Annotated in this window: 13 protein-coding genes; 10 read left to right on the top strand and 3 right to left on the bottom strand. The window is 71.5% G+C overall.

Going from position 1 to position 21,841, the window contains the following annotated elements; genetic code table 11:
- Position 1 precedes the first annotated feature (1 nt).
- The 5 genes from mtrB to IE142_RS04080 all read left to right on the top strand — a co-directional run bounded on the left by mtrB (position 2) and on the right by IE142_RS04080 (position 6,935).
- A complete protein-coding gene (gene mtrB, locus IE142_RS04100) occupies positions 2–2,080 on the top strand; it encodes an MtrAB system histidine kinase MtrB (RefSeq protein WP_191884397.1) in 2,079 nt (692 codons plus the stop codon).
- A complete protein-coding gene (locus IE142_RS04095; protein WP_191884396.1) occupies positions 2,070–3,908 on the top strand; it encodes an LpqB family beta-propeller domain-containing protein in 1,839 nt (612 codons plus the stop codon). Before mtrB ends, IE142_RS04095 begins: the two co-directional genes overlap by 11 nt.
- A 100-nt stretch (positions 3,909–4,008) precedes the next feature.
- Positions 4,009–4,956, top strand: a complete 948-nt coding sequence (locus IE142_RS04090) for a ComF family protein (RefSeq protein ID WP_191884395.1) — start codon at positions 4,009–4,011, stop codon at positions 4,954–4,956.
- A gap of 312 nt (positions 4,957–5,268) precedes the next feature.
- On the top strand, positions 5,269–5,961 hold the full coding sequence (gene hpf, locus IE142_RS04085) for a ribosome hibernation-promoting factor, HPF/YfiA family (protein ID WP_191884394.1): 693 nt from the start codon (positions 5,269–5,271) through the stop codon (positions 5,959–5,961).
- A 227-nt stretch (positions 5,962–6,188) separates the two neighbouring features.
- Positions 6,189–6,935, top strand: a complete 747-nt coding sequence (locus IE142_RS04080) for a response regulator (RefSeq protein WP_191884393.1) — start codon at positions 6,189–6,191, stop codon at positions 6,933–6,935.
- 30 nt (positions 6,936–6,965) lie between these two features.
- Here the strand turns inward: IE142_RS04080 and IE142_RS04075 are convergent, their stop codons facing one another.
- Both IE142_RS04075 and IE142_RS04070 read right to left on the bottom strand, forming a co-directional pair.
- Complete coding sequence (locus IE142_RS04075; protein WP_191884392.1) at positions 6,966–8,141, bottom strand: winged helix-turn-helix domain-containing protein; 1,176 nt, start codon at positions 8,139–8,141, stop codon at positions 6,966–6,968.
- Between the two features lie 138 nt (positions 8,142–8,279).
- Positions 8,280–8,849, bottom strand: coding sequence for a GNAT family N-acetyltransferase (locus IE142_RS04070; protein WP_191884391.1), 570 nt, complete (start codon positions 8,847–8,849; stop codon positions 8,280–8,282).
- A 277-nt stretch (positions 8,850–9,126) separates the two neighbouring features.
- Here IE142_RS04070 and secA point away from each other — a divergent pair, with 277 nt between their 5' ends.
- Positions 9,127–11,973, top strand: coding sequence for a preprotein translocase subunit SecA (gene secA / locus IE142_RS04065; RefSeq protein WP_191884390.1), 2,847 nt, complete (start codon positions 9,127–9,129; stop codon positions 11,971–11,973).
- 188 nt (positions 11,974–12,161) lie between these two features.
- Here secA and IE142_RS04060 read toward each other — a convergent pair whose 3' ends face one another.
- The gene (locus IE142_RS04060; RefSeq protein ID WP_191884389.1) at positions 12,162–12,890 is read right to left on the bottom strand and encodes an Rv3235 family protein; all 729 of its coding nucleotides are present in this window, start codon (positions 12,888–12,890) and stop codon (positions 12,162–12,164) included.
- Positions 12,891–13,211: 321 nt separating this feature from the next.
- Here IE142_RS04060 and IE142_RS04055 point away from each other — a divergent pair, with 321 nt between their 5' ends.
- The 4 genes from IE142_RS04055 (at position 13,212) to IE142_RS04040 (ending at position 21,775) form a co-directional block, all read left to right on the top strand.
- Entirely contained in the window at positions 13,212–13,727 is a 516-nt protein-coding gene (locus tag IE142_RS04055) for a DUF6912 family protein (protein ID WP_191884388.1), read from the top strand.
- Positions 13,728–13,841: 114 nt separating this feature from the next.
- Complete coding sequence (locus tag IE142_RS04050; protein WP_191884387.1) at positions 13,842–14,516, top strand: HAD family hydrolase; 675 nt, start codon at positions 13,842–13,844, stop codon at positions 14,514–14,516.
- Positions 14,517–15,283: 767 nt separating this feature from the next.
- Positions 15,284–20,224: an NAD-glutamate dehydrogenase gene (locus IE142_RS04045; protein WP_191884386.1), complete on the top strand. Its 4,941-nt coding sequence runs from the start codon at positions 15,284–15,286 to the stop codon at positions 20,222–20,224.
- A gap of 105 nt (positions 20,225–20,329) precedes the next feature.
- Positions 20,330–21,775 carry a putative glycosyltransferase family protein gene (locus IE142_RS04040; protein ID WP_191884385.1) on the top strand — a complete coding sequence of 482 codons (1,446 nt, stop codon included), beginning with the start codon at positions 20,330–20,332 and terminating at the stop codon, positions 21,773–21,775.
- Positions 21,776–21,841: the final 66 nt, after the last annotated feature.

The raw sequence follows: 21,841 nt of genomic DNA, 5'->3' as shown, positions 1-21,841 counted from the left end.
CATGAGCAGGGACAGTGCCGCTTCGGCGCCCGGCCGGTCCGGGGCCCGCGCCGGACGGCCTGTCGGCCCCCCGCCCGCAGGCTCCCGCTGGGACCGTCTGCTGCAGGGCGGGCTGCTGAACGGCGGGGTGCAGGGCAGCCCGGTGCTTCGGCTGTTCGTGCGCTGGGTGCGCCGGCCGCTGCTGCCCGTCATGCGGCTGTGGCGGCGCAACATCCAGCTGAAGGTCGTCGTCACCACACTGCTGATGTCGCTGGGCGTGGTGCTGCTGCTCGGCTTCGTCGTGATCGGGCAGGTCCGCAACGGCCTGCTGGACGCCAAGGTGAAGGCGTCCCAGAGCCAGGCCACCGGCGGGTTCGCGGTGGCCAAGCAGAGGGCCGAGGAGGCGGCGAGCGTCACCGGCGACGACGGCGTGCCCGCCGGCGACGGCCGTCCCTCGCAGAACGTCATCCAGTGGATGAGCGAGCTGGTGAAATCGCTCTCCAGCGGCGGCCAGGGCGCCTTCGACGTGGTCACCCTCCCCATGGGCGGGGAAGGGGGCAGTGGACGCGGCCCGCGCGCCTCCGGTGTGGTCAACTGGTCGGCCAGTGTGCCGGAGGAGCTCCGGGAGCGGATCGACAGCAGTACGGCGGCCGCGCAGAGCTACACGCGGATCGTCTACGACTCCGACCAGCCCTCCCAGCCCGGTCTGGTCATCGGCAAGCAGGTCAACGACCCCAACGGTGAGCCGTACCAGCTGTACTACCTGTTCCCGCTCACGCAGGAGGAGAAGTCCCTCAGCCTGGTCAGGGGCACTCTGGCGACGGCCGGGCTCTTCGTCGTCGTGCTGCTCGGGGCCATCGCCTGGCTCGTGGTGCGCCAGGTCGTCACGCCCGTACGGATGGCGGCCGGTATCGCCGAGCGGTTGTCCGCCGGGCGGCTGCAGGAACGGATGAAGGTCACCGGCGAGGACGACATCGCGCGGCTCGGCGAGGCCTTCAACAAGATGGCGCAGAACCTCCAGCTGAAGATCAGTCAGCTGGAGGACCTGTCGCGGATGCAGCGGCGGTTCGTCTCCGACGTGTCGCACGAGCTGCGGACGCCGCTGACGACCGTGCGGATGGCCGCCGACGTCATCCATGACGCGCGCGTGGACTTCGATCCGGTGACCGCGCGGTCGGCCGAGCTGCTCGCCGATCAGCTGGACCGGTTCGAGACGCTGCTCTCGGACCTGTTGGAGATCAGCCGGTTCGACGCGGGCGCGGCGGCGCTGGAGGCCGAGGCGACAGACCTCCGGGAGGTCGTACGGCGGGTCGTCAGCGGGGCCGAGCCGCTCGCCGAGCGCAAGGGCGCGCGGATACGGGTCGTCGGCGACCAGCAGCCCGTCGTAGCCGAGGCGGACGCCCGGCGCGTGGAGCGCGTCCTGCGCAACCTCGTCGTCAACGCCGTCGAGCACGGCGAGGGCAACGACGTGGTCGTCAAGCTCGCCGCGGCCGGCGGCGCGGTCGCCGTCGCGGTGCGCGACTACGGCGTCGGCCTCAAGCCGGGGGAGGCCACCCGGGTCTTCAGCCGCTTCTGGCGGGCCGACCCGGCACGCGCGCGCACCACCGGCGGCACGGGTCTCGGCCTGTCGATCGCCCTGGAGGACGCGCGGCTGCACGGCGGCTGGCTGCAGGCCTGGGGCGAGCCGGGCGGCGGTTCGCAGTTCCGGCTGACGCTGCCCAGGACCGCGGACGAGCCGCTGCGGGGCTCACCGATACCGCTGGAGCCGACGGACTCGCGGCGCAACCGCGGGCTGGGCGACGCCGGCCCGGGCGACGCCGCCGCGCCGCAGGGCGCGGAGAAGGCGGCCACCGTACCGGCGCAGACCTCGGCCGGCGGGACGTCCCCGGTGTCCGCGCGGGGCCCGATGCCGCCCCCGCCGGCCTCGGCGGCGCCCACCGCCGACCCGACGGCACTGCCCGGCAACGGCGCGCGCGTGGTGCCGCGGCCCGTGGCGGGCGCCCGGAGCCAGGACGATGGACCCGCGCCGGAGGCGGCGAACCGCCCGGACACCGGGCCGGAGGACTCGAGCAGGCAAGGGGAGGCAACTCGTGGGCGCTGACCGCGAGGGGAGCGGCCGGCGGCCGGCACGCGCCATGACGTACGCCGTCTGCGGCGTCGTACTGCTGGCGGGGTGTGCGTCCATGCCCGACAGCGGGGATCTGCGCGGGGTGGATTCCACGCCGCGGCAAGACCCTCAGGTGCGGGTGTTCGCGATGCCGCCGCGGGAGGACGCCCCGCCCACGGAGATCGTCCAGGGTTTTCTGGAGGCGCTGACCAGCAACGACCCGCAGTACGAGACGGCACGCAAGTACCTGACGGGCGAGGCGGCCAAGACCTGGCGGCCGGAGCGGTCGACCACGGTGCTCGCGGGCGGGCCGGGGACGGAGTCCGACCACTCGGGCAACCGTGAGGAGGCCAACGACTACTCGGTCACCCTGACCGGCACCCGGGTCGCCACGGTGGACGCGCAGCAGTCGTACACGCCGGCGGACGGCGAGTACCGGGAGGCGGTCCACCTCACCCGGGACGTCAAGAGCCGGCAGTGGCGGATCGACGTGCTGCCGCAGGGCGTCATCATGGGCAAGTCGGACTTCCAGCGCACCTACATGTCCGTCAACAAGTACTACTTCGCCTCGAACGCCGCTCCCGCCAAGCAGGCCGGTACGAGCACGCAGCCGGCGGCCGTCGCCGATCCCGTGTACGTGCGCCGGCTCGTGGACCCCATGTCCCAGGTGGTGAGGTCCCTGTTCAGCGGGCCGACACGTTTGCTGGGGCCCGTGGTCAGGTCGAGCTTCCCCACCGGTACCGCGCTGGCGAAGAACGCCGACCCGCTGACGCCCGACGACCACAACAAGCTGACGGTGCCGCTGAACGACCGGGCGGCCGGGGTCGGCGACGACACGTGCGACGAGATGGCGGCGCAGCTCCTGTTCACCGTGCAGAGCCTCACTCCGGTGGTGGACGAGGTCGAGCTGCGCGCGGGCGGCGGGAAGCTGTGCTCGCTCACCGAGGACCGGGCCGAGGCGGTCGCGGCGCGCGGCTCGGCCCATCGGCCCGACTACCTGTACTTCATCGACGAGCGCGATCGCCTGGTGCGCATCGCCGCCGGCAGCAAGGGGACGCGGGCCGAGCCCGTCCCCGGGGCGTTGGGCGAGGGTGCGGTGGGCCTGCGGTCGGTCGCGGTCTCGCGCGACGAGCACAGTGCGGCCGCCATCGGGCTCGACAACAAGTCGCTGTACGTCGGCTCCATGGTGTCGGGCGGCTCGCTCGGCGAACCCGTGCTCGTGAGCGAGGGCAAGACGGAGCAGAACCGGCTGACGCCGCCGAGCTGGGACGCACAGGGCGACCTGTGGATCGCGGACCGCGATCCGGCCGACCCCCGGTTGCTGCTGCTGAAGGAGGGCGCGGGCGAGCCGGTGGAGGTGCGGACCCCGGGCCTGGACGGGCGGGTCCAAGCCGTGCGGGTGGCGGCCGACGGCGTGCGGATCGCGCTCATCGTGGAGAAGGACGGCAAGCGCTCGCTGCTCATCGGGCGGATCGAGCGGGACGGGAAGGCGGGCGAGCAGCCCGCGGTCACCGTCCTCGAACTGCGCTCCGCGACCCCCGAGCTGGAGGAGGTCACGGCCATGTCCTGGGCCGGTGACAGCCGGCTCGTGGTGGTCGGACGCGAGCGCGGGGGCGTTCAGCAGATCGGGTACGTCCAGGTCGACGGGTCCGCTCCGGAGGCCTCGGTGCCCGCCGCGCTGACCGGGGTGAAGGAGATCGCCGCGACCGAGGACGAGACGCTGCCGCTGGTGGCGTACTCGGAGGACCTGATCGTGCGTCTGCCGTCCGGGCTGCAGTGGCAGAAGGTGACGGAGGGGACGGCGCCGGTCTATCCCGGTTGAGGGACGATGAGCGGAGTTCTCCACAGGTATTCCACAGGGGGCTCCGGGGAGTTGTCCACAGGCCTGGTGGAGGCGTGCGGCTGTCGGCACAGTGGTGGTCGTGCGGGGATGGTGGCGGGAACTCACGGATCTGGTGCTGCCGGCCGAGTGCGGAGGCTGCGGCAGGGCTCGGGCGGTGCTGTGCCCGAGCTGCCGTACGGCTCTGAGCGGTGCCGCGCCGTGCCGGGTGCGGCCGGTGCCGGAGCCGCCCGGGCTGCCGGTGGTGCACGCGGCGGCTCGGTACGCCGACGAGGTACGTGCCGCGCTGCTGGCCCACAAGGAGCGGGGTGTGCTGGCACTCGCGGCTCCCCTCGGCGCGGCCCTGGCCGGGGCGGTGCGGGCGGCGGGGCTCCGGGAGGCGCGGGTGGACGGTCGGGCGGCTCGGACCGGTGCGCGTGAGCAGGAGGCGGCGTTGCGTGTGCGGGGGCCGGTGCTGCTCGTGCCGGTGCCGTCGGCGCGCCGGGCGGTGCGGATGCGGGGGCACGATCCGGCGCGGCGCATCGCTCTGGCGGCCGCGGCGGAGTTGCGGCGGACCGGGACTCCGGCCCGGGTGCTGGCCGTGCTGCGGCAGCGGCACGCCGTGGCCGACCAGTCCGGCCTCGGCGCCCGGCAGCGGCTGGACAACCTCGCCGGCGCGCTGGCTGTGGCCCCGGGCGGTGGACGGCTGCTGCGCGGCGGCGGGCAGGTCGTCCTCGTCGACGACCTGATGACGACCGGGGCGTCTCTGACGGAAGCGGCGCGGGCGCTGCGCGCGGCGACCGGCTGGGCGGGCCCGGCCCTCGCGACGGCCGCGGAAAGGGGCCCCGTGGCTGAGCGGACGACGGTGCCGAACACGTACTGGACGGCGAAATCGGCTGTGTATCCGTCGGCGGCAGGGGAAGGCAGAGAGGAACGGAAGGCCGGGCTTCGAATGGCGGGCCCGAACGGAGGCGGTGGCGTGATACGTGAAGTGATCTGCGCGGCGGTGGTCGCGGCTTCACCAGATTCTTTCGAAACAAACCGGAACTGACTGAGAAGTTATGTCGTTGCAGGTGATGAGAGGATCAATTCACCGGAACGGAGGTACCCCGCGATAGAGGGTGACGACATCCGTCCGGGCGGGATATGTTCGGTTGTGAGGAAAGCCGCAGGCCACACCTCTTGAATCCGAATGCCGTGCTGCGGGTTTTGCCGCCATCACCCGCACCGGTGGAGTGGAGATCCCGCCCGCGGGGGAGGAGGTGGACGTCACCGAGTCCGAGGTTCCGGGATAGTCCGGGACCTGGTGCGAAAGGGAGATGCTCCGCCGTCGAAGCGGAGCGATCCGGGAACGGAGTTCTGCGTGGACATCGTCGTCAAGGGCCGCAAGACCGAGGTGCCCGAGCGGTTCCGGAAGCACGTGGCCGAGAAGCTGAAGCTGGAGAAGATCCAGAAGCTCGATGGCAAGGTGATCAGCCTCGACGTCGAGGTGTCCAAGGAGCCGAACCCCCGGCAGGCCGACCGTTGTGACCGAGTGGAGATCACGCTCCGCTCCCGCGGTCCGGTCATCCGAGCGGAGGCGGCGGCGAGCGACCCGTACGCGGCGCTCGACCTGGCGGCGGAGAAGCTCGGTGCCCGGCTGCGCAAGCAGCACGACAAGCGCTTCTCGCGCCGCGGCGCGCGCCGGATCACGGCCGCCGAGGTCGCCGACCACGTCCCTGGCGCGGCGACGCTCAACGGGCACGGCGAGGTCGTCTCCCAGGAGCGGCGGGACGAGGTACCCACCAAGAAGATCGGCTCGCTCGAGGTCCAGGGCGATGGCCCGCTCGTCGTCCGCGAGAAGACCCACGTGGCCGCGCCGATGAGCCTGGACCAGGCGCTCTACGAGATGGAGCTGGTCGGGCACGACTTCTACCTGTTCGTCGACTCCGAGACGAAGGAACCCAGCGTCGTCTACCGGCGGCACGCCTACGACTACGGCGTGATCCACCTCACCACGGACACGATGGTCACCCAGGCGCACGCTCCCGAGGCGGGCGATGCGCTCGGTGGCTGACGACGCCGGATGACACGGAATCGGTGCCCCTGGGGGCGCGTGTGCGCCCCCAGGGGCACCGGTGTGCGACGGTGCGCGAGGGTGTGCGACCCCTTCGTGGCCCGCTGGTCACCCCGGTGTCGGCCGGACATGGAATCATGGCGGCAACGGCCCAACCGGTGGGGCGTTGCTCTGGGTTGGCGATGGCTCAGGACGACCACAGGCCACAGCCTTCAGGGGGAGGAACCATGGCGGAGACTTTCGGACCGATGCGGGGCGAGGGGATCGACGACGGCGCCGCCGGCATGGGCCCGGACGCGGCCTCTGCGCGCCAGGAGCCGATCAGGGTTCTGGTCGTGGACGACCACGCCCTGTTCCGCCGCGGTCTGGAGATCGTGCTCGCGGCCGAGGAGGACATCCAGGTCGTCGGCGAGGCCGGCGATGGAGCCGAGGCCGTGGAGAAGGCCGCCGACCTGCTGCCGGACATCGTCCTGATGGATGTACGGATGCCCAAGCGGGGCGGGATCGAGGCCTGCACCTCCATCAAGGAGGTGGCTCCCAGCGCCAAGATCATCATGCTGACGATCAGTGATGAAGAGGCCGACCTCTACGACGCGATCAAGGCGGGGGCGACGGGCTACCTCCTCAAGGAGATCTCGACGGACGAGGTGGCCACCGCCATTCGCGCGGTGGCCGACGGACAGTCGCAGATCAGTCCCTCCATGGCGTCGAAACTGCTCACCGAGTTCAAGTCGATGATCCAGCGGACCGACGAACGCCGGCTGGTGCCCGCGCCGCGTCTCACGGACCGCGAGATCGAAGTCCTCAAGCTCGTCGCCACGGGAATGAACAACCGGGACATCGCCAAGGAACTGTTCATCTCCGAGAACACCGTGAAGAACCACGTGCGCAACATCCTGGAGAAACTGCAGCTGCACTCCAGGATGGAGGCGGTGGTCTACGCGATGCGGGAGAAGATCCTCGAGATTCGCTGACGGCCGGCGCCGGTGCGCGTCGGCACCGGTTCAGGCGAGCAGGCGGACAAGCTCTGCCGTGAGGGCCTCGCGCAGCTCCGGTGCGTCGACCCGTTCCACCCGCACGTCCGTGCATTCCACCCAGCCCGCCGCCTCGACCAGGGCCTGGGCCACCGGCACGGCGGCCTTGGGGCTGTCCAGCGTGACCTGCCTGGCGACCAGGGTGCGCCCCTCGCGCGCCGGGTCCACGCGGCCGACGAGCCGGCCACCGGCCAGGACGGGCATCGCGAAGTAGCCGTGCACCCGCTTCTGTTTGGGCACGTAGGCCTCCAGGCGGTGGGTGAAGCCGAAGATCCGCTCCGTGCGCGCACGCTCCCAGACCAGCGAGTCGAAGGGCGAGAGCAGTGTCGTGCGATGACGGCCGCGCGGCGGCGTCTCCAGGGCCTCCGGGTCCGCCCAGGCCGGTTTGCCCCAGCCCTCCACCGCGACCGGGACCAGACCCGAGTCGGCGATCACGGCGTCGACCTGCTCGGCCTTGAGGCGGTGGTAGTCGGCGATGTCCGCGCGCGTACCGACGCCCAGGGAACGGCCGGCCAGGCGGACCAGGCGGCGCAGGCACTCGGCGTCGTCGAGTTCGTCGTGCAGCAGGGAGGGCGGCACGGCGCGCTCGGCCAGGTCGTACACCCGCTTCCAGCCGCGGCGCTCGACGCAGACCACCTCGCCGTACATGAGCGCGCGCTCGACGGCGACCTTCGTGCCCGACCAGTCCCACCATTCGCTGGTCCTCTTCGCACCGCCCAGGCCCGTCGCGGTGAGCGGCCCCTCGACGCGGAGCTGCTTGACGACCTGGTCGTAGACGCCGTCCGGGAGGTGGTGGTTCCAGTGCGGGCGGTTGCGGTAGGCGCGGCGGCGGAAGGCGAAGTGCGGCCACTCCTCGATGGGGAGGATGCAGGCGGCGTGGGACCAGTACTCGAAGGCGTGGGTGTCCTTCCAGTAGGCGTCCTCGACGGTTTTGCGGCCCACCGCGCCAAGGCGGGCGTACGGGATGAGTTCGTGGGAGCGGGCGAGGACCGAGATGGTGTCGAGCTGCACCGCGCCCAGGTGCCGGAGGACGCCGCGGACGCCTGCGCGGCGGTCGGGGGCTCCGAGGAAGCCCTGTGCGCGGAGGGCGATGCGGCGGGCCTCGTCTGCGGAGAGTTCCGTGGCAGGGGGCGGGAGGGTCGTCATACGTCGGCACGATAGGGGGTGGGTCTGACAGCGAGGACGGGGTCTTCTGGCAGGGGCCCGGCACTGGTGTGGACGCGGAGGTGGGGCCGCAGCCCGGTGGGGCGGGTCGCCTCCCCGGAGGTGCCCCCACCGCCCACCTCACGTTCGGGCCGGCAGGTACGGGGCCGTCGACGGGAGGCAGAGGTCCGAGGGGAGGAGGGAGCCGATCCAGGCGTCGCGGCGGGTGCCCTTGTTGTTGATCGCGGAGCGCAACGTGCCCTCCATGGTGTAGCCCGCGCGCTGGGCCACCGCGCGGGAGGCCGTGTTGCCGACCTCGGCGCGCCACTCCAGGCGGTCGACCGCCCGCTCGGTGAAGGCCCAGTGGGAGGCGCCGACGGCGGCCTCGGTGACGTAGCCGTGGCCGCGGTGCTCCTTGGAACCCCAGAACCCGATCTCCCCGACACCCAGGGAGATCATCGTGATGCCGAGCATCCCCACCAGGTCCCCGGCGGGGAGGAAGAGGCCGAAGGTGAACATCGAGGCGTTCGCCCAGCCGTCGGGGACCATCTGCTCCGTGAAGCTCCGTGCGTGCTCGTGGAGGTAGGGGGAGGGGATCGTGGTCCAGCGCTGGATGTCGGTGTCCTGACAGGCCGCGTGCACGGCCCCGGTGTCCTGGGCGCCGACCGTGCGCAGGACGAGGCGGTCGGTGGTGAGCGTGACGGGTTCCATCGGCCGATTCTGCGGGGCACTCCGCGACGGGCGCCGTCTTTTTGCCGTGCGTGAACAGACGGTCACTTTTCGCGTGTTTCACCGACGGGTGCGGCACCATCCTCGGTACCCGGACGTTGAACTCGATGACGGCAGACCGGAAGCTGGATGAAGGAGCACACGGTCCCCGTTACAGCGGGCTCCCGGGGCGGCGGGGTCCTCGCATACGATGGCCGTTGCTCAGTACGTCACAGGAAATCGACCGTCCCAGGCCCGACCGGCAAGGAGACCAACCCCCGTGTCCGTCCTCTCGAAGATCATGCGTGCAGGCGAAGGCAAGATCCTGCGCAAGCTGCACCGCATCGCGGACCAGGTCAACTCCATCGAAGAGGACTTCGTCGACCTCTCCGACGCCGAGCTGCGGGCCCTCACCGATGAGTACAAGCAGCGCTACGCCGATGGTGAGAGCCTGGACGACCTGCTGCCGGAAGCCTTCGCCACCGTACGCGAGGCCGCCAAGCGCGTCCTCGGCCAGCGCCACTACGACGTGCAGATCATGGGCGGCGCCGCCCTCCACATGGGGTACGTCGCCGAGATGAAGACCGGTGAGGGCAAGACCCTCGTCGGCACGCTGCCCGCCTACCTCAACGCCCTGTCCGGCGAGGGCGTGCACATCGTCACGGTCAACGACTACCTGGCCGAGCGCGACTCCGAGATGATGGGCCGCGTCCACAAGTTCCTCGGGTTGAACGTCGGCTGCATCCTCGCCAACCAGACACCGGCCCAGCGCCGCGAGATGTACGGCTGCGACATCACGTACGGCACGAACAACGAGTTCGGCTTCGACTACCTGCGCGACAACATGGCCTGGTCCAAGGACGAACTCGTCCAGCGCGGTCACAACTTCGCCATCGTCGACGAGGTCGACTCCATCCTGGTCGACGAGGCCCGTACGCCGCTGATCATCTCCGGCCCGGCCGACCAGGCCACCAAGTGGTACGGCGACTTCGCCAAGCTGGTCACGCGGCTGAAGAAGGGCGAGGCCGGCAACACCCTCAAGGGCATCGAGGAGACCGGCGACTACGAGGTCGACGAGAAGAAGCGCACCGTCGCCATCCACGAGTCCGGGGTCGCCAAGGTCGAGGACTGGTTGGGCATCGACAACCTCTACGAGTCGGTGAACACCCCGCTGGTCGGCTACCTGAACAACGCCATCAAGGCCAAGGAACTGTTCAAGAAGGACAAGGACTACGTCGTCATCGACGGCGAGGTCATGATCGTCGACGAGCACACCGGCCGAATCCTCGCCGGCCGCCGCTACAACGAGGGCATGCACCAGGCGATCGAGGCGAAGGAAGGGGTGGACATCAAGGACGAGAACCAGACGCTCGCCACGATCACCCTCCAGAACTTCTTCCGCCTCTACAAGCGCCACGACCACAACGGCAAGGAACTGCCCGGCCTGTCCGGCATGACCGGTACGGCGATGACCGAGGCCGCCGAGTTCCACCAGATCTACAAGCTCGGCGTGGTGCCCATCCCGACCAACCGGCCGATGATCCGCAAGGACCAGTCGGACCTGATCTACCGCACCGAGGTCGCGAAGTTCGAGGCGGTCGTCGACGACATCGAGGAGAAGCACCGCAAGGGCCAGCCGATCCTCGTCGGCACCACCTCGGTCGAGAAGTCCGAGTACCTCTCGCAGCAGCTCAGCAAGCGCGGCGTCCAGCACGAGGTGCTCAACGCCAAGCAGCACGACCGGGAGGCGACGATCGTCGCCCAGGCCGGCCGCAAGGGCTCGGTCACGGTGGCCACCAACATGGCCGGCCGCGGTACGGACATCAAGCTCGGCGGCAACCCCGAGGACCTCGCCGAGGCGGAGCTGCGCCAGCGCGGCCTCGACCCCGAGGAGCACATCGAGGAGTGGGCCGCCGCCCTGCCCGCCGCCCTGGAGCGGGCCGAGCAGGCGGTCAAGGCCGAGAAGGAAGAGGTCGAGAAGCTCGGCGGCCTCTACGTCCTGGGCACCGAGCGGCACGAGTCGCGCCGCATCGACAACCAGCTGCGCGGCCGTTCCGGCCGTCAGGGGGACCCCGGCGAGTCCCGCTTCTACCTCTCCCTCGGCGACGACCTGATGCGCCTGTTCAAGGCCCAGATGGTCGAGCGCGTGATGTCGATGGCCAACGTCCCGGACGACGTGCCGATCGAGAACAAGATGGTCACGCGCGCGATCGCGTCCGCCCAGTCCCAGGTCGAGACCCAGAACTTCGAGACCCGCAAGAACGTCCTGAAGTACGACGAGGTCCTCAACCGGCAGCGCGAGGTCATCTACGGCGAGCGGCGCCGCGTCCTGGAGGGCGAGGACCTGCAGGAGCAGATCCAGCACTTCATGAACGACACGATCGAGGCGTACGTCCGCGCCGAGACGGCCGAGGGCTTCCCCGAGGACTGGGACCTCGACCGGCTGTGGGGCGCCTTCAAGCAGCTCTACCCGGTGCAGATCACCGTCGAGGAGCTGGAGGAGGCCGCCGGCGACCGGGCCGGACTGACCGCCGACTACATCGAGGAGTCCATCAAGGACGACATCCTCGAGCAGTACGAGGCGCGGGAGAAGCAGCTCGGCTCCGAGATCATGCGTGAGCTGGAGCGCCGGGTCGTGCTCTCGGTCCTGGACCGCAAGTGGCGCGAGCACCTCTACGAGATGGACTACCTCCAGGAGGGCATCGGCCTGCGCGCGATGGCGCAGAAGGACCCGCTGGTCGAGTACCAGCGCGAGGGCTTCGACATGTTCCAGGCCATGATGGAGGGCATCAAGGAGGAGTCCGTCGGCTACCTGTTCAACCTGGAGGTCCAGGTCGAGCAGCAGGTCGAGGAGGTCCCGGTCGAGGACGCGGCGCCGTCGCTGGAAAAGGGCGCGCAGGACGCCGTCCCGGCCCAGGCGGGCGCCCGTCCGGAGATCCGCGCCAAGGGTCTCGACGCCCCGCAGCGCCGGAACATGCACTTCTCCGCGCCGACCGTGGACGGCGAGGGCGGGGTCGTCGAGGGCGACTTCACCACCGACGAGGAGCCCGCGCGGACCTCGTCCGACGGCCTCACGCGCGCGGAGCGCCGCAAGCAGGCCAAGGGCGGACGCCGCCGCAAGAAGTGACCGCGCGGTGCCCGCGGGCGCCGTGGCGGTGGGGAGGGCCGGAGACCACTGGGTGGTGTCCGGCCCTCCGGCCTGGACGGGGCCGCCACGGGCCTGTTTCGGCCTGGACGGGGCCGTTCCGGGCCTGTTTCGGCCGGGACGGGGCCGTTCCGGGCCCTGCTCCGGACGGCCCCTCCCGGTGGCTGGTCTCAGTCGTCCGCGTGCGGCCTGCGGGGACCGCCCAGTTCCACCGCGGTGCAGCGCCAGCGCAGGTCCCGGCCCTGTTCCAGGCGGAAGGCCATCGCGCGCAGCTGGTCCCCCGCGCCGATGCGGGCGAAGACCTCCAGAGCACCCGGCCGGGGCTCGAAGTAGCCGATGTCACGGACGACGGGGAGGGTGCCGCGCGTGCGCAGGGGCCCGCGTTCGGCGAGGCGGGCCAGCTCGTCGTAGGCACGCCCGGCGGTGTGGCGGAGCATCGAGTGGACGGGGCGGCGGCCGCTGAGCACGTTGAGGAGGAGCTCGGCGAAGCGGTCGGTGGGGCGGAGCTGCGGTACGGGTCGGCGCGGAGTCCGGGCGGGCACGAAGGGTCCCGGCGCGGTCGCGGCTTCCCGGCGTACGGCAGGGGCGGCGGGGCCCGGTACGGCGGCGCCGGCGGTCGTGCGCGGTCCCGTCCTGGGGGTGCGGCCCGGCCCGGTCGCGGGCGGGCGGTTGTCCGCCGGCCGCGTTCGGGCCCGCGGGGACCTGCCCGGGGAGCCCGGCGGCCGTCCGCCGGGTGCGGTGGACCGTACGGTGCCGCCGCCGGGCCTGCGGGGCGGTGCGGCGCCGGGGACGCGCGACGCGGACTCCGCGGAGACGGGTGTCGGCGGAGTCGGTGCGACGGCGGTCGCCGACGTGAGGCGGAGCGGGCGGGACTGGGTCCTGGTCATGACCTTGCGCATGGGGGCTCCCCGTTTCGGCGGCCCGGAGCGAATACCGGGCAGTAACTTGCGGTTGGGGATCTTGTACGGGTCGGCGGGGCGGCGCGGCAAGGAGGACCGCGGCCGGGGCGAAGGGCCAGGCAGGTTCACTTATCCGGGTGATCGGGGCCCCGGGAAGCCCGGAGTGGCGCGGGCGCACCGGGTGAGTTCCGGGCGAGGAGTGGACGCGTTCGGCGTCACGGGTGGGGACTCGAAAGGGGACACCCGCACGTATCCTGAAGGCTCTCCCGGGCTCTCCCGGGCACCCGGCGGAGTTCCCCCGACCACGAAAGCGGCAGCCCCATGCGCGTCTACGTTCCCCTGACCCTCTCCGGTCTCGCCGAGGCCCGCAGGACGGGCCAGCTGGGGACCGGACCGCTCGTCGCCCACGCCGTCACACCGGCGCTGCGCGAGTGGTACCTCTCGGACGACATCGAGGAGCTGGAGTACGCCGCCCTGAACCGGGCCGCCCTCGCCTCGCTGCGGCTGGTGGCGGCGGACTCCGGGGCGCCCCGGCGCCGGGTCGTGGTCGCCGCCGACGTGCCCGACGGGGCGGCCACCGTCGACCCGGACCGCGGGATCGATCCCTCCGCGCTGGGCGAGGTGCGGTTGGCGGGACCCCTGCCGCTGGCCAAGGCGGCCTCGGTGCACGTCGACTCCGCCGACGCCGAGGCGGACGTTGCCGCGGCGGCCGGGGCCCTCGCGGCGGCGGACGGCGGGGACGACGACGCCCAGTTCGTCGTGGACGGGGCGGAGGACCACGAGCTGCTCTGGTACGCGACGCAGGAGATCGCGAGCCTGGTCGGGGCCGGCGACTGACATTACGGCGGTCGGCACTCCGGCATCCCGACACCCCCACAGCCTCCGGGTGGCGGCGCCCGCCGGCGAGGGGCCCGTCTTTGACCGTCAGTGGCGGCGGGTACGTTTTCGAGCATGGGGATGCAGACAGGGGCGCACATCGTCTGGGACTGGAACGGGACGCTGTTCCACGACAACGACGCGATCATCGGGGCGACGAACGCGGCGTTCGCCGAGCTGGGACTGGCGCCGATCACGCTGGAGCAGTACCGGGCGCTGTACTGCGTGCCCGTGCCGAAGTTCTACGAGCGGCTGATGGGGCGGCTGCCCAGCGACGCCGAGTGGGAGGTCATGGACGCGACCTTCCATCGCCACTACATCGAGCACCGGGTGCGGTGCGGGCTCGCCGAGGGCGCGGCGGAGCTGCTCGCGGGCTGGCGTTCGGCGGGGCGCAGCCAGTCGATCCTGAGCATGTACGGGCATGACGAGCTGGTGCCGCTGGTCAAGGGCTTCGGGATCGAGTCCCACTTCATACGCGTCGACGGGCGGACCGGGCCCTCCGGGGGCAGCAAGGCCGAGCACATGGTGCGGCACATCGCGGAGCTGGCCGAGTCGGCCGGGATCGATCCGGCGCGCACGGTGGTGATCGGGGACGCCGCGGATGACGCGGTGGCCGCGGGGCACGTGGGGGCGCGGGCGGTGCTCTACACCGGGGGGTCGCACAGTCGGGCGAGTCTGGAGGGTGTGGGGGTTCCGGTGGTGGACACGTTGGGGGAGGCCGTGGCTGAGGCGGAGCGGTTGGCGGCGTGACGTCGTGACGGACGGGCGGGTGCGGGTTCCGCCGGTCTGGTGGTGACCGGCGTGGCTGTGGGTCGGGGGTGGGCCGCGCGGCCCGGCGCCGACGGGGTGCCGCTGCGCCCACCCTCCCCCACTCTCGGCTCCGCTCGAGCGGGGGATGCCCATCGCCCCAGCGGCACGACTGCCCGCAGCCACGGCGGGACGGCGGCACGCAGCTGTGTGGGTGTGCATCGCTGTCCAGCGGCCATGCGGGTGGCACGGCTGACCGGCAGCTGCGCGGGCGGCGCGGCTGCCCGCATGCTCACAACCGTGCCGGGTGTGGCGTGACCGCCGCCGCCGCGAGTGCGGTGTCTCTGTGCAGAACGTCGAAGTTTCGGTCCCGGTCTTGTACACATACGGGTCGTGACGGGAGCCCCGCAGGGAGCGATAGCCTTGTGGCGTGATCAGCGCGATAGCTCGCGGGGGCACCGGTGCCTCCGCCCTGCGCCCGGTACGCACGGACGACATCCGTGTCCGGGTGGCGGTCGCTGATCCTCGCGGGCGGGACGGGGCACGCACAGCCCCCGGTACGACGCCGCGCACTCCCCGGACGGTGACGACGAGAGCGACGTCACACCTGGTGAACGTGGCGACATTGGCTGATATGCCCCCGCTCCTCTCACCTTGCGGCATAGCGTCTGAACGGACCGGACACCCCGTGTCCCGAGGACGTGCCGGAAGGCAGGAGACCGTACTTCCTTCTACGTCACGCAACGGCGCGCGACAGGAGCCAGAGGACAATGCAGACCAAGCTGGACGAAGCCAAGGCCGAGCTGCTCGAAAGGGCTGCGCGGGTAGCTGAGAACAGCCCGGTCGGAGGGCACCTACCGACTGGGACGACGGACGAGGGCACGCCGGGCACCCCGGACCAGGCATCCGTGTTCGCGTTCCTCCGGCGCTACTACCGGCACACCGCCCCGGAGGACCTGACCGACCGCGACCCGGTCGACGTCTTCGGAGCCGCCGTCTCGCACTACCGGCTGGCCGAGAACCGCCCGCAGGGCACGGCGAACGTGCGGGTGCACACCCCGACCGTCGAGGAGAACGGCTGGACGTGCAGCCACTCCGTGGTCGAGGTGGTCACCGACGACATGCCCTTCCTCGTCGACTCCGTGACCAACGAGCTGACCCGGCAGGGCCGCGGCATCCACGTCGTGGTCCACCCGCAGATCGTGGTGCGCCGAGACGTCACCGGCAAGCTCGTCGAGGTGCTCACCGACGGCCCCTCCGCCGAACTGCCGCACGACGCGCACGTCGAGTCCTGGATCCACGTAGAGATCGACCGCGAAACCGACCGCGGCGATCTGAAGCAGATCACCGCCGACCTGCTGCGCGTCCTCAACGACGTCCGCGAGACCGTCGAGGACTGGGGCAAGATGCGCGACGCGGCCGTCCGCATCGCCGAGCAGTTGCCGGACGAGCCGACCCCCGACGACCTGCCCCCGCGGGAGCTGGAGGAGGCCCGCGAGCTGCTGCGCTGGCTGGCCGACGACCACTTCACCTTCCTCGGCTACCGCGAGTACGAGCTGCGCGGCGACGACTCCTTGGCCGCCGTCGCCGGCACCGGCCTCGGCATCCTGCGCTCCGACCCGCACCACGCGACTGACGAGAGCCACCCGGTCAGCCCCTCCTTCGAGCGCCTCCCGGCCGACGCCCGCGCCAAGGCCCGCGAGCACCGGCTGTTGGTGCTGACCAAGGCCAACAGCCGGGCGACCGTGCACCGGCCGTCGTACCTGGACTACATCGGCGTCAAGAAGTTCGACGCGAACGGCAACGTCGTCGGTGAGCGCCGCTTCCTGGGCCTGTTCTCCTCCGCCGCGTACACCGAGTCCGTCCGCCGCGTCCCGGTGATCCGGCGCAAGGTGGAGGAGGTGCTGGAGCGGGCCGGGTTCTCGCCCAACAGCCACGACGGCCGGGACCTGCTGCAGATCCTGGAGACGTACCCGCGCGACGAGCTGTTCCAGACCCCGCCGGACGAGCTCCAGTCCATCGTCACCTCCGTCCTCTACCTCCAGGAGCGGCGCCGCCTGCGTCTCTACCTGCGCCAGGACGAGTACGGGCGCTACTACTCGGCCCTCGTCTACCTCCCCCGCGACCGCTACACCACCGGTGTCCGGCTGCGGATCATCGACATCCTCAAGGAGGAGCTCGGCGGCACCAGCGTCGACTTCACGGCCTGGAACACCGAGTCGATCCTGTCCCGGCTGCACTTCGTCGTCCGCGTCCCGCAGGGCACCGAGCTGCCGCACCTGTCCGACGCCGACAAGGAGCGCGTCGAGGCCCGCCTGGTCGAGGCGGCCCGCTCCTGGGCCGACGGGTTCGCCGAGGCGCTGACCGCCGAGTTCGGCGAGGAACACGCGGCGGATCTGCTGCGCCGCTACGGCAGCGCCTTCCCGGAGGGCTACAAGGCCGACCACGGCCCGCGCTCCGCCGTCGCCGACCTCGGCCACCTGGAGCGGCTCGACGAGGACCGGACGTTCGCGCTGAGCCTGTACGAGCCGGTCGGCGCCGCGCCCGAGGAGCGCCGGTTCAAGATCTACCAGAAGGGCGGCACCGTCTCCCTGTCCGCCGTGCTGCCCGTGCTCAGCCGGCTCGGCGTCGAGGTCACCGACGAGCGGCCGTACGACCTGCGCTGCGCGGACCGCACCACGGCCTGGATCTACGATTTCGGCCTGCGCATGCCGAAGGCGGTGGCCGGCGGCGCCGACTACCTCGGCGACGACGCCCGCGAGCGCTTCCAGGAGGCCTTCGCCGCCACCTGGAACGGTCAGGCGGAGAACGACGGCTTCAACGCCCTGGTCCTCAGCGCCGGGCTGACCTGGCGGCAGGCCATGGTGCTGCGCGCGTACGCCAAGTACCTGCGGCAGGCCGGCTCGACGTTCAGCCAGGACTACATGGAGGACACCCTCCGCAACAACGTCCACACCACGCGTCTGCTGGTCTCCCTGTTCGAGGCGCGGATGGCCCCGGAGCGCCAGAGTGCCGGGCGGGAGATCGTCGACGCCCTGCTCGAAGAGGTCGACGCGGCCCTCGACCAGGTCGCCAGTCTCGACGAGGACCGCATCCTGCGTTCCTTCCTCACCGTCATCAAGGCGACGCTGCGGACGAACTTCTTCCAGAAGGCGGCGGGCGGCAAGGCGCACGACTACGTCTCCATGAAGTTCGACCCGCAGGCCATCCCCGACCTGCCCGCGCCGCGTCCGGCCTTCGAGATCTGGGTGTACTCGCCACGCGTCGAGGGCGTCCACCTGCGCTTCGGCAAGGTCGCGCGCGGCGGTCTGCGCTGGTCGGACCGCCGGGAGGACTTCCGCACCGAGATCCTCGGCCTGGTCAAGGCGCAGATGGTGAAGAACACCGTCATCGTGCCGGTCGGCGCCAAGGGCGGCTTCGTGGCCAAGCAGCTGCCCGATCCGAGCGTCGACCGGGACGCCTGGATGGCCGAGGGCATCGCCAGCTACCGGACCTTCATCTCGGCGCTGCTCGACATCACCGACAACATGGTGGCCGGCGAGGTCGTGCCCCCGGCCGACGTCGTCCGGCACGACGAGGACGACACCTACCTCGTCGTCGCCGCCGACAAGGGCACGGCGAAGTTCTCGGACATCGCCAACGAGGTCGCCGAGTCCTACAACTTCTGGCTCGGCGACGCCTTCGCCTCCGGCGGCAGCGCGGGCTACGACCACAAGGGCATGGGCATCACCGCCCGCGGCGCCTGGGAGTCCGTCAAGCGGCACTTCCGGGAGCTGGGCGTGGACACCCAGACCCAGGACTTCACCGTCGTCGGCATCGGCGACATGTCCGGCGACGTGTTCGGCAACGGCATGCTGCTGTCCGAGCACATCCGCCTGGTCGCCGCCTTCGACCACCGGCACATCTTCGTCGACCCGAACCCCGACTCGGCCACCTCGTACGCCGAGCGGCGCCGCCTGTTCGAGCTTCCGCGCTCCTCGTGGGAGGACTACGACGCGGGCCTGATCTCGGCGGGCGGCGGCGTCTTCCCGCGCACGGCCAAGTCGATCCCGGTCAACGCCCACATGCGCGAGGCCCTGGGCATCGAGCCCGGCATCACCAAGATGACCCCGGCCGAGTTGATGAAGGCGATCCTCACCTCCCCGGTGGACCTGCTGTGGAACGGCGGCATCGGTACGTACGTCAAGGCGTCCACCGAGTCCAACGGCGACGTCGGCGACAAGGCCAACGACGCCATCCGGGTCGACGGCAAGGACCTGCGCGTCCAGGTCGTGGGCGAGGGCGGCAACCTGGGCCTGACCCAGCTGGGCCGCATCGAGTTCGCCCGCACCGGCGGCAAGATCAACACGGACGCCATCGACAACAGCGCGGGCGTGGACACCTCCGACCACGAGGTGAACATCAAGATCCTGCTCAACGGTCTGGTCAAGGACGGCGACATGACCGTCAAGCAGCGCAACAAGCTGCTGGCCCAGATGACCGACGAGGTCGGCGCCCTGGTCCTGCGCAACAACTACGCGCAGAACACGGCGATCGCCAACGCGCTCGCCCAGTCCAACGACATGCTCCACGCCCAGCAGCGCTTCATGCGCCACCTGGTGCGGGAGGGCAGCCTCGACCGGGCCCTGGAGTTCCTGCCCACCGACCGCCAGATCCGCGAACGCCTCGGCGCGGGCCAGGGCCTGACCGGCCCCGAGACGGCCGTGCTGCTGGCGTACACGAAGATCACGGTCGCCGAGGAACTGCTGCACACCTCGCTGCCCGACGACCCGTACCTCAAGGGCCTGCTGCACGCCTACTTCCCGACGGCGCTGCGCGAGCAGTTCCTCGACCGGATCGACGGCCACCCGCTGCGCCGCGAGATCACGACGACCGTCCTGGTCAACGACACGGTCAACACGGGCGGTACGACGTACCTGCACCGGATGCGCGAGGAGACCGGCGCGTCGCTGGAGGAGATCGTGCGGGCGCAGACCGCGGCCCGGGCGATCTTCCGCTCCTCCCCGGTGTGGGACGCGGTGGAGGCCCTGGACACCAAGGTCGAGGCCGCCGTGCAGACCCGTATCCGCCTGCACTCGCGACGCCTGGTCGAGCGCGGCACGCGGTGGCTGCTCAACAACCGGCCGCAGCCGCTGGAGCTCGCCGAGACGGTGGACTTCTTCGCCGAGCGCGTCGAGCAGGTCTGGTCGCAGCTGCCCAAGCTGCTGCGCGGCGCGGACGCGGAGTGGTACCAGCACATCTACGACGAGCTGACCGCGGCCGGTGTCCCGGACGAGCCGGCCACGCGGGTGGCCGGGTTCTCCTCGGCCTTCCCGACGCTGGACATCGTGTCGGTGGCCGACCGCACGGGCAAGGAGCCGCTGGACGTCGCCGAGGTGTACTACGACCTCGCCGACCGGCTCGGCGTCACCCAGCTGATGGACCGCATCAGCGCCCTGCCGCGCACCGACCGCTGGCAGTCCATGGCCCGCGCGGCGATCCGCGAGGACCTGTACGCGGCGCACGCGGCGCTCACCGCCGACGTGCTGGCGGCCGGCAACGGCACGTCGACGCCGGAGCAGCGGTTCAAGGCGTGGGAGCAGAAGAACGCGGCGATCCTCGGCCGGGCCCGCACCACGCTGGAGGAGATCCACAACTCGGACGCGTTCGACCTCTCCAACCTGTCGGTGGCCATGCGGACGATGCGGACGCTGCTGCGCACGCATTCGTGACGGCGTGATGCCGTAGTCGCACAGCCGTGTGAGGCGCCCCGGGTCCCGCGACCCGGGGCGCCCTCATGACCGTTACGGGTGGAATGCCCCGTATAGGGTGACCGCGTGACTGGGCGTCTCTGGACGACACGCGTCGCCGCGCTCGTCCTCCTGCTGCTGCTGCTCCTGGCCGTCGTCCGGCTGCCCTGGGCCGGCGACCTCGGCATCCACGCGGCCACCGTCGAGCGGCTGCGGCACAGCCTGACCGATCCCGGGAACCCACTGGTCGACGCGGACACGCCGAGTCCGTACTACTCGCCGTGGACGGTGCTGCTCGGCTGCGTGGCCGGGGCGACGGGGTGGTCCGTCTTCGTCGTGCTGCGGATCGGGGCGCTGCTGGCCCTCGGGGTGCTGGTGACGGGGGTCTGGCGGTACGTTCGCACGCTGAGCGGGCACCGGGCGGCGCCGCCGCTGGCGCTGCTGTGCCTGGTGCTGTTGTGGGGCACGGACGAGTTCAGCTGGAGCGGCTTCCTCGGTCTTCACTCCCTCGCGCTCACGGTGGCCTATCCGAGCCTGCTCGCGCTCGGTCTCGCCTTCCACCTGTGGGCGTTGCTGGTGCGGCCGGCCGGTCGGTGGGTCCGGCTCGGGTGCGGAGTGCTGTGGGCGGTGATCCTGCTCGTCCATCAGTTCTCCGGGGTGGTCGCCTCGCTGGGCGCGCTCGCCGTCGTGTTCGGCTCCCGGGCGGAGCGGGTGGCGTGGCGGTGGCTGGGCGCGGGCCTGGGACTGGGGGTGGCGGTGCTGTGGGCCTGGCCGTACTACGACTTCTTCGCGCTGCTCGGTGCGGGGGACGGGATGAACGCGGTGCACCGGTCGCTGTACCGGGACCTGCTCGGGCGGTACTGGCTGGTGCTGGTGGGCGTGGCGGCGCTGGGGTTGCGCTGGTGGCGTGACCGGCGGGACGTACTGGTGCTGTTCTTCGCGCTGGGCGCGGTGGTGTTCCTGGCGGGTGGGGTGAGCGGGCACTGGTCGTGGGGGAGGGCGCTGCCCGCCGCGCTGATCCCGGCGCAGCTCGCGGTGGCGCTGGAGGTGGTCGGTTCCGGGCGGCGGGCGGTGCGGACGGTGTGGGCGTGCGTGCTGGGCGCGGCCCTGGTGGTGGGGGCGTGGGCGCAGGCGGGGGCGCTCGGGTACGTGGTGGACCGGGGGCTGCTGCCGGGGGTGGTCGAGGCGAAGTACCGGGAGCCCTGGACGGGGTACCACTGGATCACGCCGTGGGTGGAGTACGGGGACGTGGTCATGGCGAGGAAGCTTCCCTCGCGGCAGATTCCGGCGTACGGGGCGTACACCGTGGCTCCCGGGTATCCCGACTTCTTCCTGCGGGACGAGGGGGAACGGGTGGCGGCGGTGCGGGCGTACTTCTCGGAGGGGGCGGTGGGGAGTGTGCGGCAGGGCATCGTGCGGGAGTACGGGGTGCGGTGGGTGGTGGACCGGGGGGACGGGCTTCTGGGGGTCGGGGGGTTGGCGGTGGTGGCGCGGGGGCCCGGTGGGGAGGTTCTGTACGCGGTGGTGCGGTGAGCGGCACGGGGGGGTGTCGCGGCCCGGCGTGGCGGGGTGCCGCTGCGCCCACTGCCCGCAGCTACG

The organism is Streptomyces mutabilis (assembly GCF_014649815.1).
In the GTDB taxonomy this organism is placed as follows: domain Bacteria; phylum Actinomycetota; class Actinomycetes; order Streptomycetales; family Streptomycetaceae; genus Streptomyces; species Streptomyces mutabilis.
Note: the sequence above shows the minus strand (reverse complement) of the source record. Positions and strands in the feature narration are given on the sequence as shown.